The sequence below is a fragment of the Streptomyces sp. NPDC001728 genome (assembly GCF_040297565.1).
Lineage (GTDB): Bacteria > Actinomycetota > Actinomycetes > Streptomycetales > Streptomycetaceae > Streptomyces.
This window is the reverse complement of the sequence record NZ_JBEOZK010000018.1, coordinates 123,864-137,818: the sequence shown is the minus strand read 5'-3', so window position 1 is coordinate 137,818 and position 13,955 is coordinate 123,864. Positions and strand designations below refer to the sequence as shown.

At 72.8% G+C, this 13,955-nt stretch carries 12 protein-coding genes and 1 pseudogene; 8 read left to right on the top strand and 5 right to left on the bottom strand.

The window, feature by feature from the left end; all coding sequences use genetic code 11:
* Positions 1 to 22 precede the first annotated feature (22 nt).
* Both ABT154_RS24995 and ABT154_RS24990 read left to right on the top strand, forming a co-directional pair.
* On the top strand, positions 23 to 697 hold the full coding sequence (locus ABT154_RS24995) for a phosphatase PAP2 family protein (protein ID WP_351859200.1): 675 nt from the start codon (positions 23 to 25) through the stop codon (positions 695 to 697).
* Positions 698 to 826: 129 nt separating this feature from the next.
* Positions 827 to 1,498 (top strand): TetR/AcrR family transcriptional regulator, encoded by a 672-nt coding sequence (locus ABT154_RS24990; protein WP_351859198.1) that lies wholly within the window; start codon positions 827 to 829, stop codon positions 1,496 to 1,498.
* Here ABT154_RS24990 and ABT154_RS24985 read toward each other — a convergent pair.
* A complete protein-coding gene (locus tag ABT154_RS24985) occupies positions 1,477 to 3,012 on the bottom strand; it encodes an LVIVD repeat-containing protein (protein ID WP_351859196.1) in 1,536 nt (511 codons plus the stop codon). The two genes, ABT154_RS24990 and ABT154_RS24985, sit on opposite strands and share 22 nt — an antisense overlap.
* 176 nt (positions 3,013 to 3,188) lie before the next feature.
* On the opposite strand from ABT154_RS24985, the gene ABT154_RS24980 reads away from it, so the two are divergent.
* Positions 3,189 to 3,839 (top strand): DUF305 domain-containing protein, encoded by a 651-nt coding sequence (locus ABT154_RS24980; protein ID WP_351859194.1) that lies wholly within the window; start codon positions 3,189 to 3,191, stop codon positions 3,837 to 3,839.
* A gap of 109 nt (positions 3,840 to 3,948) precedes the next feature.
* Here ABT154_RS24980 and ABT154_RS24975 read toward each other — a convergent pair whose 3' ends face one another.
* Positions 3,949 to 4,302 (bottom strand): ArsR/SmtB family transcription factor, encoded by a 354-nt coding sequence (locus ABT154_RS24975; RefSeq protein ID WP_351859193.1) that lies wholly within the window; start codon positions 4,300 to 4,302, stop codon positions 3,949 to 3,951.
* 124 nt (positions 4,303 to 4,426) lie between these two features.
* Here ABT154_RS24975 and ABT154_RS24970 point away from each other — a divergent pair, with 124 nt between their 5' ends.
* Both ABT154_RS24970 and ABT154_RS24965 read left to right on the top strand, forming a co-directional pair.
* Complete coding sequence (locus tag ABT154_RS24970; RefSeq protein ID WP_351859191.1) at positions 4,427 to 5,509, top strand: NADH:flavin oxidoreductase/NADH oxidase; 1,083 nt, start codon at positions 4,427 to 4,429, stop codon at positions 5,507 to 5,509.
* Positions 5,510 to 5,631: 122 nt separating this feature from the next.
* On the top strand, positions 5,632 to 6,714 hold the full coding sequence (locus ABT154_RS24965) for a WD40/YVTN/BNR-like repeat-containing protein (RefSeq protein ID WP_351859189.1): 1,083 nt from the start codon (positions 5,632 to 5,634) through the stop codon (positions 6,712 to 6,714).
* 89 nt (positions 6,715 to 6,803) lie between these two features.
* Here ABT154_RS24965 and ABT154_RS24960 read toward each other — a convergent pair whose 3' ends face one another.
* A complete protein-coding gene (locus ABT154_RS24960) occupies positions 6,804 to 7,481 on the bottom strand; it encodes a uracil-DNA glycosylase (protein WP_317876464.1) in 678 nt (225 codons plus the stop codon).
* 32 nt (positions 7,482 to 7,513) lie between these two features.
* Here ABT154_RS24960 and ABT154_RS24955 point away from each other — a divergent pair, with 32 nt between their 5' ends.
* From ABT154_RS24955 to ABT154_RS24945, 3 genes and pseudogenes are all read left to right on the top strand, one after another.
* The gene (locus ABT154_RS24955; RefSeq protein WP_351859187.1) at positions 7,514 to 8,536 is read left to right on the top strand and encodes an N-acetylglucosamine kinase; all 1,023 of its coding nucleotides are present in this window, start codon (positions 7,514 to 7,516) and stop codon (positions 8,534 to 8,536) included.
* 134 nt (positions 8,537 to 8,670) lie between these two features.
* On the top strand, positions 8,671 to 9,594 hold the full coding sequence (locus ABT154_RS24950) for a sirohydrochlorin chelatase (RefSeq protein WP_351859185.1): 924 nt from the start codon (positions 8,671 to 8,673) through the stop codon (positions 9,592 to 9,594).
* A 144-nt stretch (positions 9,595 to 9,738) separates the two neighbouring features.
* Positions 9,739 to 11,009, top strand: a pseudogene (locus tag ABT154_RS24945) (transposase); the annotation flags it as partial.
* A gap of 71 nt (positions 11,010 to 11,080) precedes the next feature.
* Here the strand turns inward: ABT154_RS24945 and ABT154_RS24940 are convergent.
* Together ABT154_RS24940 and ABT154_RS24935 are read right to left on the bottom strand one after the other, a co-directional pair.
* Positions 11,081 to 12,136 (bottom strand): lactonase family protein, encoded by a 1,056-nt coding sequence (locus ABT154_RS24940; RefSeq protein WP_351859183.1) that lies wholly within the window; start codon positions 12,134 to 12,136, stop codon positions 11,081 to 11,083.
* 144 nt (positions 12,137 to 12,280) lie between these two features.
* The gene (locus ABT154_RS24935; RefSeq protein WP_351859263.1) at positions 12,281 to 13,783 is read right to left on the bottom strand and encodes an FUSC family protein; all 1,503 of its coding nucleotides are present in this window, start codon (positions 13,781 to 13,783) and stop codon (positions 12,281 to 12,283) included.
* Positions 13,784 to 13,955: the final 172 nt, after the last annotated feature.

The following is a 13,955-nucleotide window of genomic DNA, read 5'->3' as shown; positions in this document are numbered from 1 at the left end:
GATCGTCGGGCAGGATCGACGCATGCGCACCTCCGCCGTGGTCACCGGGGTTCTGGCCGTCCTGCTGCTCGTGCTCGTCGCCGTGGGCTGGACCCCGCTGCTCTCCTTCGACCGGTCGGTCGCCGACGCCCTCCACCGGCACGCCGTCGCCCATCCCGGGTTCACCCACCTCAATCGCGTCCTCAGCGACTGGGTGTGGGACCCGTGGACGATGCGTGCCCTGGCCGGGGCGACCGCGCTGCTGCTGTGGTGGCGCAAGAAGCGGAGGATGGCCCTGTGGGTGGTGGGGACCAGCCTGCTGGCCATGGGGCTCCAGCAGGCCTTGAAGGCGCTGGTGGGGCGGGACCGGCCGCACTGGGTCGATCCGGTCGACTCGGCGCGGTACTCCGCGTTCCCGTCGGGGCACGCGATGACCGCGACGGTGACCCTCGGGCTGCTGCTCTGGGTCCTCTCGCTGCACTGGCGGGACGAGTGGCGCGGCTGGGGCACGCTCGCGGGCGCCTCCGTCGTGTCCGTCCTGGGGGTCGGGTGGACGCGGGTCTACCTGGGCGTCCACTGGCCCTCGGACGTGCTCGGGGGCTGGCTGTTCGGCTGGTGCTGCGTGGCCGTGGCGGTCCTCACGTACCGCTGGAGCGAGCGGCGGGACGGGCGCGCGGTTCCCGCCGACGACGGGAGCAGAATGGAAGAGGAACGATGAAGCCGCCTGTTCTGGACGATCCCCCGTGTCGCCCAGAACAGACGGCATCCCCGGCGGGATGCCACACGGGCATGCCGACGGGATGCGCCGAGTATATTGGCTGGCAGCCAGTCAACGCAGGAGTCCAGCATGTCCCCGCGTAGCCCATCGGTCAATGAAGAGCTTCGCCGCAGGTCACGGGAGCGCATTCTGCAGGCCACGGCAGAGCTGGTCGACACCCGGGGTTACGAGGCGACCACCCTCGGTGACATCGCGGAGCGGGCGGGCACGGCACGTGGTCTGATCTCGTACTACTTCCCCGGCAAGCGGCAGCTGCTGCAGGCGGCGGTGCACCGGCTGATGCACCTCACGCTGGAGGAGGCGCTGGAGCGGGAGCCTCGTACGGAGGACGGCCGGGAGCGGCTGGCCCGCGCGATCGACGCGATCCTGGGCCTGGCGGCGGAGCGCCCCACGCTGATGCGGACCCATATGGCGGGCATCCTGCAGGCCGAGGGGTTCGTGCAGTGCGAGGAGCAGCAGCGGCTCGCGTTCCTGCTGCGGGACACGGTCACGCGGTACGGCTCCGAGGACGTGGACACCGACTATCCGCTGCTGCGCGCCCTGCTGATGGGCGCGGTGGTGGCGGTGCTGCTGCCGGGCGCGGGGATGCCGATCGCGCGGCTGCGGTCGGAGCTGTTCCACCGGTACGGGCTGGACTGGGAGGCGGGTGTGCCGCCGGGCGGGGGTCCGCCCGACGGCACGCCGGCGTTCAGGCCGTCAGCCGGCCTTCACGGGCCGGGTCAGTCGTCGAAGTCGGAGTAGTCCGGCTGCGTCTGGACGTTGAGCTCGTCCATCCGGATCCGCTTCGCGGGGTCGGTACGGCGGTCGGAGAGCTTCAGGACGTCGAAGCCCTTGGCGATGTCGTTCGAGTAGATGTAGCCGTTGTAGTAGTACGCGGACCAGGAACCACCGGTCGACATGGTGGTGGCGGACAGCGGGCCGCGCTCGAAGTAGGCGATCTCCTTGGGCTTGGCCGAGTCGGTGAAGTCCCAGACGGAGACGCCGCCCTGGTACCAGGCCTGGACCATGAGGTCCTTGCCCTTGACCGGGATCAGCGAGCCGTTGTGGGCGACGCAGTTCTCGGTGTCGGCCTGGTGGCGCGGGATCTTGAAGTAGCTGCGGAAGACGAGCTTGCTCTTCTTGCCCTTGCCGACGATGTCGTAGATGCCGTCGGCACCGCGGTTGGGGCCGACCTCGGCGTTGCAGGTGGCCGCGCCGCCGCCGCCGAGCTCGTCGGTGAAGACGACCTTGTTCGCCTTCTGGTTGAAGGTGGCGGAGTGCCAGAACGCGAAGTTGACGTTGTCCTGGACCTGGTCGATCACCTTCGGGTGCTCGGGGTCCTCGATGTCGAAGAGGATGCCGTCACCCATGCAGGCGCCGGCGGCGATGTTCTTCTCCGGCAGCACGGTGATGTCGTGGCAGCCCGTGGTCTTGGAGACGCCCGGGTTGGTGGGTCCGCCCGGGTTGCCGCCGCCGTCCGGGCCCTCGCCCGGGAAGAGGACGGGGAAGTTGACGACCGCGGCCTTCTCGGGCGCCTTGCGGGGCACCTTGATGACCGAGATGCCGTCGTGCGGGGGCTGGCAGTCGGGGAACGCGGCGTTGGGCGAGTACGAGGAGACGTAGACGTACACGTCCTTGCGCTTCGGCACCAGGGTGTGGGTGTGCGAACCGCAGGAGGTCTCGACGGCGGCGACGTACTTCGGGTTGGCGATGTCGCTGATGTCGAAGATCTTCATGCCCTCCCAGGATTCCTTGACCGAGGCGGGCTGCGTGGTGCTGGCGCAGGAGTTGTCGCTCCGGGAGGAGTCCGTCGAGAGGAACAGCAGGTTCCCGGAGACGGAGATGTCGTTCTGGGAGCCGGGGCAGAGGACCTGCGCGACGCTCTTCGGGGCCTTCGGGTTGCTGATGTCGTAGATCCGGAAGCCGTCGTAGTTGCCTGCGAAGGCGTACTTGCCCTGGAACGCGAGGTCCGTGTTGAGGCTCTGGAGGGCGTCCTTGGGGATGTTCGCGAGGTGCTCGATGTTGGAGCTGTGGACGATCTCGTCCACGCCGGGTATCTCGCCGCTCTGGATGGCGGAGCGCGCGTCGGCCGCCTGCTGCGAGGTGACCTTGCCCTGCACGAGGGCGTCTCCCGGGTCGGGGGTGGCGGCCGCGGGGCCGGTCGTGAGCAGTGTGGCCAGCAGCCCGGCCGCGGCGGATGCCACGCCCAGACGTCTGACCCGAGCACGCGGGTCACGCGTGATGGATGGGGTACGCGGGGTACGCAACGAAGTCACTCCGTCCTCCCTGGTATCCGTTCAGCATTGAACGGGTGTTGGACCCCGGCAGTATCTTCCTTGCCGTGCACATCTCAACAGATGGCAACGCAGACGTAATGAAGGTTTTTGATCGGCCACCGCGAGAAAAGTGCTAGGAACGGTCACTGTCCCCGCAAGAACACCTGGAGGTCGCGTTGTTGATCCGCCGTCAGCGTGCCGTCGTCGCCGTGGCCCTGTCCGCCGTCGCCGTGCTCGCCCTGACCGCCTGCGAGTCGGCTCCCGACAAGGGGGACCCGCAGGCCGGGGCGTCGACCGGGAACACGGTGGTGGCGCCGGGGAAGCCGGGTGAACCGGCCCGGCGGATATCCCCGGAGGAGGCCGCACGCCTGCTCCCCGACGAGAGCCCCAACGGAGCGGACTTCCGCTACGCGCAGATGATGATCGTGCACCACCGGCAGGCCCTCACCATGACGGCCCTCGTCCCGGACCGGGCGGGCTCCCCCCAGGTGAAGAAGGTGGCCGAGCGGATCGCGGCGGCGCAGAAGCCGGAGATCGGCGCGATGGAAGGTTGGCTGAAAACCAACGGTGGCCCACGCGAACAGACGGGCCACGACCACCACTCGATGCCGGGCATGGCCACCGAGGCCCAGCTGAAGGAACTGGGCGCGGCGAAGGGCAAGGCCTTCGACACGCTGTTCCTGAAACTGATGATCACGCACCACGAGGGCGCGGTGACGATGGCGGCCGAGGTCCTGACCGAGGGAAACAACGTCCTCGTGGAGGAGATGGCGAACGACGTCATCGCCCAGCAGACCTCGGAGATCAACCGGATGCGGTCGCTGTAGGAACGGCGCCGACGGTCCGACAGCTCGCGCGCCCGCCCGGCCGGCTCCTCGGCCGGGCGGCGGCGCGACCGCACCGCCGCCGCCCATGACCCGAAGGGCCCTCAGTCTTCTAGATCGCGCCGCCCTCGCGAGCCGCCTGGGCGGCCACCCCCGTGAGCACCTTGTCGAGGAGGCCCGGGAAGAGGGCGTCCAGGTCGTCGCGGCGCAGGGAGTTGAGTTTCGCCGTGCCCCGGTAGGTCTGCTGGATGACGCCGCCTTCGCGGAGCACCCGGAAGTGGTGGGTCGTCGTGGACTTGGTGACGGGGAGGTCGAAGTACGAGCAGCTCAGTCCGACGCCCTCCCGCGCCATCTCCCACACGATCTGCAGGCGCACCGGATCCGCGAGCGCATGGAGAACCGCTTCCAGGCGGATCTGGTCGCGCTCGGGGTGTTCCAGCTCGCGGGGGCTGGTGGTCGTCGTCATGGTGGCGGCTCCACTTCATCCGGGGTACCGCTCATTGTACGAGGACTCTCGTAGTTTGACAGATCCCGTACTACGAGAGATATCGTACTAGCGTCCTTCCAGGCACCCCGAAACGGAGTCCGTCATGAGCGTCGCCCTGTTCGAGCCCTACACCCTGCGGTCCCTCACCGTGCCCAACCGGGTCTGGATGGCGCCCATGTGCCAGTACTCCGCGGAGACGACCGGTCCGAACGCGGGCGTCGCCACGGACTGGCACTTCGCCCACTACGGCTCCCGCGCCACCGGCGGCGCCGGGCTGATCCTCGTGGAGGCCACCGCCGTCGCCCCCGAGGGCCGGATCAGCCCGGCGGACCTCGGCCTCTGGAACGACACCCAGACCGAGAGCCTCCGGCGGATCGCCGGCTTCCTCAAGGAACACGGCACCGTGCCCGGCATCCAGATCGGCCACGCCGGACGCAAGGCCTCGACCAAGCGCCCCTGGGAGGGCCGCGGCCCCGTCCCCGAGGGCGGCCCCGGCTGGCAGCCCGTCGCCCCCAGCCCCGTCGAGTTCGCCGAGGGCCACCCCGTGCCCACCGAGCTGACGGTGGAACGGATCCGGGAGATCACCGGCCTGTTCGCGGACGCGGCCCGCCGCGCCCTCGACGCCGGCTTCCAGGTCGTCGAGGTGCACGGCGCGCACGGCTACCTCATCGGCGAGTTCCTCTCCCCGCACAGCAACCACCGCACCGACGAGTACGGCGGCTCGTTCGAGAACCGGACCCGGTTCGCCCTGGAGGTCGTCGACGCCGTCAGGGCGGTCTGGCCCGAGGACCTCCCCGTCTTCTTCCGGATCTCGGCCACCGACTGGCTGGAGGAGCGGGGCTGGACGCCCGACGAGACCGTCCGGTTCGCCGCGCTCCTTAGCGAGCACGGCATCGACCTCCTCGACGTCTCCAGCGGCGGCAACGGCGGACCCGCCCAGATCCCGCTAAGCCCCGGCTACCAGGTGCCCTTCGCCGCCCGCGTCAAGGCGGAGACCGGACTGCCGGTGGCCGCCGTCGGTCTGATCACCGAGAGCGAGCACGCCGAGAAGATCGTCGCCAACGGCGAGGCCGACGCCGTCCTCCTCGGCCGCGAGCTGCTGCGCGACGCCTCCTGGCCCCGCCGCGCCGCCCGCGAACTCGGCGCCGCGACCCACGCCCCGTCGCAGTACGCCTGGGCGATCTGACCCGGGCGTCCCGCGCGGGACGCGGGCCGGCGGCGGCGCGCGGGAGTGTCCGGGGGCCGTTGTCAGTGGGCGGGTGCAGACTGGCCCGTATCCGCGACAACGGCGTCCTGGAGGTGGCAGCCATGCCCGACGTACTCCTCACCGTAGGCACCCGCAAGGGGCTCTTCATCGGCCGCAGGCACGACGGCCGATGGGAGTTCGACGATCCGGCCTTCCCCGCGCAGGCGGTGTACTCCGTCGCCGTCGACACACGCGGGCCCACCCCGCGTCTGCTCGTCGGCGGGGACAGCTCCCACTGGGGGCCGTCCGTCTTCCACTCCGACGACCTCGGCAGGACGTGGACGGAGCCGGAGCGGCCCGCCGTGAAGTTCCCCGAGGACACCGGGGCCTCCCTCGAGCGGGTCTGGCAGCTGCACCCGGCACCGGAGCACTCCCCCGGCGTCGTGTACGCGGGGACGGAACCGGCGGCCCTCTTCCGGTCGGCGGACGGCGGCGAGTCCTTCGAGCTGGTCCGCCCGCTGTGGGAGCACCCGACGCGCGCCCGCTGGGTGCCCGGCGGAGGCGGCGAGGCCGTGCACACCGTGGTCACCGACCGGCGCGACCCGGCGGCGCTGACGGTCGCGGTGTCGACCGCCGGAGTGTTCCGCTCACAGGACGGCGGGGACAGCTGGGCACCCTCGAACGACGGGGTGTCCGCCGTGTTCCTGCCGGACCCGCACCCCGAGTTCGGGCAGTGCGTCCACAAGATCGCCCAGGACGCGGGCGACCTGGACCGGCTCTACCTCCAGAACCACTGGGGCGTCTTCCGCAGCGACGACGCGGGCGCCCACTGGTCCGACATCGGCTCGGGGCTCCCGTCCGACTTCGGCTTCGCGGTCGCCGCGCACCCGCACCGCAGGGACACCGCCTATGTCTTCCCGATCACCGCGGACTCCGACCGGGTCCCGGCGGGACGGCGGTGCCGGGTCTACCGTACGAGCGACGCCGGGGCGACCTGGGAGCCGCTGGCCGAGGGGCTGCCCGGCGGCGACCACTACGGCACGGTCCTCAGGGACGCGCTGTGCACGGACGACGCGGACCCCGCGGGCGTGTACTTCGGCAACCGCAACGGCGAGGTGTACGCGAGCGCCGACGACGGCGACAGCTGGCAGCTCCTCGCCGAGCACCTGCCGGACGTGCTGTGTGTCCGGGCGGCGGTGATCTGAGCACCCCCGGCCATGTGCCGGGGCGCTCCCTGCCACGTGCCGGTGATCTGTGCGGCCCGGGTCAGGCACCGGGGCGGGCGGACCCTGCCTCAGGGCAGGCGCCAGTCCACCGGCTGGGCGCCCATGCCGAGCAGCATCTCGTTGGCGCGGCTGAACGGCCGGGAGCCGAAGAACCCCCGGTCCGCCGACATCGGGGACGGATGCGCGGACTCGACGGCCGGCAGATCACCGAGCAGCGGGCGGGCGTTGCGCGCGTCCCGGCCCCACAGGATCGACACCAGCGGCTTGCCCCGGGCGGCGAGCGCGCGGATCGCCTGCTCCGTCACCTCTTCCCAGCCCTTGCCCCGGTGGGCGGCCGGCTTGCGCGGGGCGGTGGTCAGCGCCCTGTTGAGCAGCAGGACGCCCTGACGGGTCCACGGCGTGAGATCGCCGTTCGACGGACGGGGCATCCCCAGGTCGGTGTGCAGCTCCCGGAAGATGTTCTCCAGGCTGCCGGGGAGCTGCCGGACCTCCGGCGCGACGGAGAAGCTGAGCCCCATCGCCATCCCCGGTGTCGGATAGGGGTCCTGACCCACGATCAGGACCCGCACGTCGTCGAAGGGCTGCTGGAAGGCCCGCAGCACATTCGCCCCGGACGGCAGGTACGTCCGGCCGGCGGCGATCTCCGCCCGCAGGAAGGCGCCCATCTCCGCCACACGCCCCGCCACGGGGGCGAGGGCCTCCGCCCAGCCGGGCTCCACCAGTTCGTTCAACGGTCGCGCTGTCACGGTCCGTCACTCTACCGGCCTACAGTGACAGCGTGACCGAGCGCAGCGAGTCCTCCGCCCCCGCCGAGCCCTCCGCCCCCTCCGACGGCCTGGTCGTCGGTGTCGACTCCGGTGGTTCGGGACTCCGGATCGCCCTCGCCGAAGCGGCGACCGGCACCGTCCTCGGCACCTTCGCCTTCCGCGAGCCGGTGCGGACCGGCCCCGGCGGGATCTCCGCCCGGCACTTCCTGGACCAGACCCTTCCCGCCGTCCGGTCCCTGACCGGAGCCCACGGCGGGCGTCCGCTCCTCGCGGTCGCGGTGGGCGCCGCCGGGATGGCGACCCTCGGGGACGAACTGCGGGCTGAGCTGCCGGGGGCGTACGCCGAGGCCCTGGGGGTGCGGCGGCTCGCCCTCGCCGCCGACGCGGTCACGGCGTACGCCGGAGCTCTGGGGCAGCGGCCGGGCGCGGTCGTCGCGGGCGGCACCGGCATGATCGCACTCGGCACGGACCTCGGCTCCTGGCGGCGGGCCGACGGCTGGGGCCATCTCCTCGGCGACTGCGGCAGCGGCGCCTGGATCGGCCGGGCCGGCCTGGAGGCGGCGATGCGCGCGTACGACGGGCGGAGCGGCGGTTCGGCGGCGCTGCTCGCCCGCGCCGAGCAGTTGTTCGGGCCGGCGGCGGGACTGCCGGGCGCCCTCTACCCCCGTACGGACCGGCCCGCGGTGCTCGCGTCCTTCGCCCCGGAGGTGGGGCGGTGCGCCGCCGCGGATCCGGTGGCGGCGGACATCCTCGCGCGGGCGGCCGTGCACATCGCCGAGGCCGCCGAAGCCGTCTGCCCGGTGGGACCGGAGGCGCAGGTGGCACTGACGGGTGGGCTGTTCAAGATGGGCGAGCCCCTGCTCGTACCCCTGCGGGCGGCGCTCCGGGAGCGGCTCCCGCACGCCCGGACCGTGGACGCTGCGGGCGATCCGCTGGCCGGGGCCATGACGCTCGCGGCGGCGCTCGCCACCGGGACGCCGCGACTGCCGCAGGACGCCTCGCTGCTGCGGCTGTTCGGCGTCGGCGCGGCGTGACCGGTGCCATCCTCCCAGGTCGGAGGCGGTGCAAGCCGCCCTGTCACCGGCAAGGGGGGACATAGGGGGGCAGAAGGCGCGTGACCGTACCTCAGCCGACGGCGCGCCGGGCGAAACCAGTAGCATGCCGGGCCATGAGCTCCCCCACTGGGCCTGCTTCCGGCCTGCCTGTACGAATGCCTCGACCCCGTCAGTCCGGGCGGCACCGTCGCCCCGAACCCGCGGCGGCGCCCGAGGGCGCTCCCGCACTGGTTCTCGCTGTGCCCGGCGCGCCTTCCGCCGCCATACGCTCGCTCGCCGAGGAGGTCGTGAGCATCGCCCGCTCCGAGCTGCCCGGCCTCGACGCCCTGATCGCCTTCCTCGACGGCGACGACACCGAGTACCCCTCGCTCGCGACCGTGCTGACGGCCGCCGCCGCGCTGCGCACCGAGCGGTACGAGCTGGCCGTGGCCGCCGGCCGTGAGGTCACCGCCCCGACGGGCCCTGCCGCGGTCGTCGTCCCGCTGCTCGCCGGTCCGGACAGCGCCCAGACGCGCCAGGTGCGCCAGGGCGTCATGGACGCGGGCAACACCGCCGAGCTGACCGACGTCCTCGGCCCGCACCCGCTGCTCGCCGAGGCGCTGCACGTGCGTCTCTCCGAGGCGGGGCTCGCCCGCGCCGACCGCGCCCGGCTGTTCACGGTCACGACGGCCGCCGACGGCATCATCCTGGCCACGGTCGGCGGCGAGGAGGCCGTCCAGGCCGCCGGGATCACCGGCATGCTGCTCGCCGCGCGCCTCGCCGTCCCGGTGATGGCCGCCGCGCTCGACCAGGAGGGCTCGATCGCCTCCGTCGCCGACCAGCTGCGTGCCGCCGGTGCGGAGAACCTGGCGCTCGCCCCGCACCTGATCGGCCCCGAGCTGGCCGACGGTCTGCTCGACATCGCCTCGAAGGAGGCCGGCTGCGCCGCCGCCGAGCCGCTGGGGGCCTACCCGGCGATCGGCAAGCTGGTGCTCTCGCAGTACACGGCCGCGCTGGGCATCCCGCCGCAGCAGCCGCAGGGCGCCGCCTCGCTCTGAGGTCCGCGCCACCTCGCCCGTACGTCGAAGGGCCCGCACCGGAAGTCCGGACGCTGTTGGTTAATTCGGGCCCGGGCGTGACGTCGGCTCCCAAGACCTGGTTGTGGTCTTGGGAGCCGACGTTGTCGTATGGGGTGGGTGTCGATGTCTGTGCAGCCGAGCGGGCCGGGGGAGATTTCCGGTGGAGACGGTGCGGGTGACGCGGGCGGCGTTCCCGAAGGGGAGCCTGGCCATCCGGGTCCGGGACGAGCTGGGGCCGTTGTTCACCGACGAGGAGTTCGCGGACCTCTTCCCGGCGCGGGGGAAGCCCGCCTGGTCACCGGGGCGGCTGGTGCTGGTGTTGCAGTTCGTCGAAGGGCTCACCGACCGGCAGGCCGCCGAGGCGGTGCGGGCCAGGATCGACTTCACATACGCCCTCGCGTTGGAACTGGCTGATCCGGGTTTCGACTTCTCGGTACTGTCGGAGTCTGCGGCGGATGTGGGTCCAGCACTTCCACCTGACCGGGGGCGAGGTGAGGCGGCGGGCCCCAAAAGACCGCCCGCCGGGCGCAACACGCCTGGTCACCCCCTATGACCCCGAAGCAAGGGGCAGCAAGAAACGCGACATCCTGTGGGACGGATACAAGGCTCATCTCACCGAGACCTGCGAGCCGGACACCCCGAACCTGATCACGAACGTGGCCACCACCGTCGCCACCGTCCCCGACAGCGTGATGAGCGAGACGATCCACACCGGCCTCGCCGACCGGGACTGCCTGCCCGGCGAGCACTGGGTCGACACCGGATACGCCACCGCCGCCCAGATCGCGGCCGCCCGCCGCGATCACGGCATCGAGCTGCACGGGCCACTGCAAGCCGTCACCGTCGCCCAGACGAAGAACGGCGGCGGCTACGGACAGGACGCCTTCACCATCGACTGGGACCGGCAACACGTCACCTGCCCGAACGGAGCCACCAGCACCCAGTGGGCCCTGCGCGCCTCTCAGCAGCAGCTCCCCGTGATCCGGGTCAGATTCTCCCCGGCCGACTGCCGCCACTGCCCCGCCTTGCGTGACTGCGTCAGCTCACCCAAGGCCGAACGCAGGGAACTCACCCTGCGGCAGCACGACGAGCACCAGGCCCCGCAACGGACCCGCGCTCTTCAGCAGACCGCCGAGTGGAAGGCCCGCTACAAGATCCGTGCCGGGGCCGAAGGCACCATCTCCCAAGCCGTCGGGCGCTGCGGCCTGCGCAGATCCCGCTACCGGGGCCTGGCCAAGACGGCCCTGCAACACCAGCTCACCGGCGCCGCGATCAACCTCGCCCGGATCGACGCCCACCTCACCGAAGCGCCCCGGGCCCGCACCCGCACCAGCCACTTCGCAGCACTTCGCCCCACCGACCAACCGGTCGACGGGGCGAAGCAACAGGCCCGGCCCGAATTAACCAACAGCGTCCGGAAGTCCGGTGCGAGCCCTTCGACGTACGGGCGGCGCTGGTGGGGGGCTCAGCCGAGGACGACGCAGGAGGCCGCCGGGGCCTCGATCGCACCCGCGCGGGCCGGGGTCCCGTTCTCCGGGTCGAGGGTGAACCAGGTGACGTCACCGGACCGCTCGTTCGCCACGTACAGGCGCCGGCCGGCCGGGTCGAGCGTGAGGTCGCGGGGCCAGGTACCGCCGCAGGGCACGGAGGCGAGGAACGACGCGGCGGCGCCGTCCCCGTCGAGGGCCAGCACCGCGAGGGTGTCGTCACCGCGCACGGCCGCCCAGAGGAAGCGGCCGTCGGGGGCCACGACCACCTCGGAGGGGTAGCTGGGGATCGTGGCGCCCTCGGGGACCACGGGGGTCTCGCCGAGCGGTTCGAGCACGCCCGCCTCGGCGTCCCAGCGGCAGACGGTGAGGGTGGGCTCCAGCTCGTTCAGGACGTAGGCGTACGCGCCCGCCGGGTGGAAGACCAGATGGCGCGGGCCGGTGCCGGGGCGCAGCGCGGTCTCGCCGTGGAGGGTGAGCGCCCCCGTCCCGGCGTCCAGGGCGCAGATCCGTACGGAGTCGGTGCCGAGGTCCACGCTCACCACCCACCGGCCGCTGGGGTCGGGGAGCACCTGGTGGGCGTGCGGGCCGGCCTGGCGGGCGGTGACGGGGCCGCTGCCCTCGTGCCGGAGGACCGTCGTGGCGGGGCGGGCGGTGCCGTCCTCGGCCAGGGGCAGCGCGGTGACGCTGCCGGAGGTGTAGTTGGCGGTGAGGAGGTGGCCGGCGGCGAGCGCGAGGTGGGTGGGCGCGGCGCCGTCGACGGGGACGGGCGGGCCGAGCGGGCGGGGTGCGGGCCCGGTGATGTCGAAGGCGGCGACGGCCCCCGCCTCCGTCTCGGACACGGCGTGCAGCACGGTGCCGGCGAGGGCGAGGAACGAGGGGTCCGCGACGGCGTCGCTGCCGCCGGTGACGGTCAGCGCGCCCGTCTCCGCGTCCACGTCGGCGGCGAGCACGCCGAGCCCGCCCGCCGAGGTGAAGGACCCGATGTACGCCCGTACGGCGTCCCGCCCCTGAACCGTCCCTGTGCCGCCCACGGCGCCTCCCCTGTCCCCGGGGCCGGTCGTTGGTCGACCGGCCGTCGTCGGGCCGACGGTAGCAGGGGGTCTAGACCAGAACGGGGGAGGTGGGGGTCTGCGGGCGGGGCCGGTGCATGCCCCGCCCGGTCCGGGTCCGTGCCGTCAGGAGCGGACGAGCAGGGAGCCCGGCGGGGTTCGCAGGGGTTCGTCCAGGGCGGCCAGGAGCTTTTCCAGGCCGCTCACGTGGCCGAGCGCCGCCTGTCCGGCGGCCGGTCCGGCGGCGGTGGCCGTCGGGGCCTCCTCCCCCGCCCCGGGGCCGCCCCGCGACGAGGTCAGCCGCTCGACTGCGGCCTCGACGCGCCAGCAGGCCGCCGCGAGCCGGGCGTCGTGGCCGGCGGCCGGGTCGGCCGCGACCGCGGCGAGTCCCCGGACCTCGTCCGCGCACTCGTCGAGGAGCGCGAGCACCTGACGGGCCCGGGCCTTGCGGCCACGGAAGGGGCTCAGCGGGTGGACCAGCGGCGCCAGGGACATCCGTACGCGTCCGAGGTGCAGTTCCAGCTCCGCCGCGTGCGGGCTCGGGTCGGCGTCCGGGTCGCCGGACAGGCGGCCCAGCGACGCGGACGTGGCGGCCCGCACGCCCCGCAGGGCCCGCTGGATCCACACGTCGTTGATCGCGTGGGTGGTGACCGGGAGGATCAGGAGCACCGCGAGCGCCGCGCAGACCGCGCCGACGGCGGTCTCCTCGAACCGGAGCACCAGCAGTGCCGGATCCAGCACGCCGAGGAGCCCGTAGAGGAGACCGGCCATCACGGTCACGGACAGCGTCATCCAGCTGTACGAGACGGGCGCGGTGTAGAAGATCCCGAAGACGCAGAGCGCCACCAGGAGGGCCGTCGGCGCCGCCGCCCCGTCGAGCGGGATGGCGACCACCATGCCGATGGCGATCCCGATCACGGTGCCGAGCACCCGGCGGAAGCTGCGTACCAGCGTCTCGCCCCGCGACACGGTGTTCACGAAGATCCACCAGGTCGTGCCGACGGCCCAGTACCAGCGGTCCTCGGAGAGCACCTGCCCGATCCCGAGCGCCACGGCGCAGGCCGCCGCCGCCTGGATCGCCTGCCGGGTGGTCACCCGGGCGAGTCCGACGCCGGGCAGCGGGGCGGGCACGGCGGCGGGCGGCGTGCGCCGCTCCAGCGGCCAGAGGACGAAGCGCACCGCGCCCGCCGCGGCCAGGGCGATGACCACGGCCGCGAAGAGCTCGGGGAGCTGCGAGGGCACGGCGTGCAGGAACTGGGTCGTGAAGAAGTTCATGAAGGCGAAGACCCCGAGCGCGTGGCCGCGCGGGCCCCAGCGCCGGGCGTAGACGCCGCAGAAGACCACCGCGAGGAAGGCGAGGTCCCGCAGCGGCGTGAGGTCGTGGAGCGCGGTCGCGACGGCGAGGACGGGGAAGCCGGCCAGCGGAAGGAGCAGGGTGGTCACGCGCTGCGCGTGCACGGTCGCGTCCGTCACGGTGAACAGCGCGAGCAGCGCGGCCAGGCCGCCCGTGATCGACGCGGTCAGCGACAGTCCGGCGAGTTCCGCCAGGGCGACGGCGAGAGCGATGCCGACGACGGCGCGGAACGCGTTCTTGAACCTGACGAGCCCCGGATCCGGCGCCACGAAAATCCTCTGCACGGTGGTGAACCGCCCCCTTGTCTTGCCTTCCGCCCCGTCGGCGGCTTCCCGGGGTGGTGGGAGCGCGCGGACACGACGAAGGCGCCGCGGTCCGGACCGGCCTCGTCGCCGACCCGGCGCTGCGCGGCGCCGAAAGTACCTGGATACGACAAGGAAAGCATTC